Genomic DNA, 381 nt, shown 5'->3' with positions numbered 1-381 from the left:
AGGAGACCTGATCGATGAGCAATCTTTACTGGCTGAGCGATGCCCAGATGGAACGCCTGAAGCCGTTCTTTCCCAAGAGTCATGGCAAGCCCCGCGTCGATGATCGCCGCGTTCTCAGCGGCATAATCTTCATCAACCGCAATGGGTTGCGGTGGTGTGATGCGCCGAAGGAATACGGGCCCGCCAAGACCCTCTACAACCGTTGGAAGCGCTGGAGTGACAACGGGGTCTTCGCCCGGATCATGGTCGGCCTGGCCGCTGAGAGCGCCGAGCACAAGACGATCATGATCGATGCGACCTATCTCAAGGCACACCGCACGGCGTCGAGCCTGTGCGTGAAAAAGGGGGGCGCGCACGCCAGATCGGGCGGACAAAAGGCGG

Annotated in this window: 1 pseudogene; it reads left to right on the top strand. The window is 60.6% G+C overall.

The annotated features are described in order from the left end of the window. Nucleotides 1-14: 14 nt before the first annotated feature. A pseudogene (locus TW83_RS11640) lies at nt 15-381 on the top strand (IS5 family transposase); the annotation flags it as partial.

The sequence above is a fragment of the Paracoccus sp. S4493 genome (assembly GCF_000967735.1).
GTDB lineage: Bacteria > Pseudomonadota > Alphaproteobacteria > Rhodobacterales > Rhodobacteraceae > Paracoccus > Paracoccus marcusii.
Note: the sequence above shows the minus strand (reverse complement) of the source record. Positions and strands in the feature narration are given on the sequence as shown.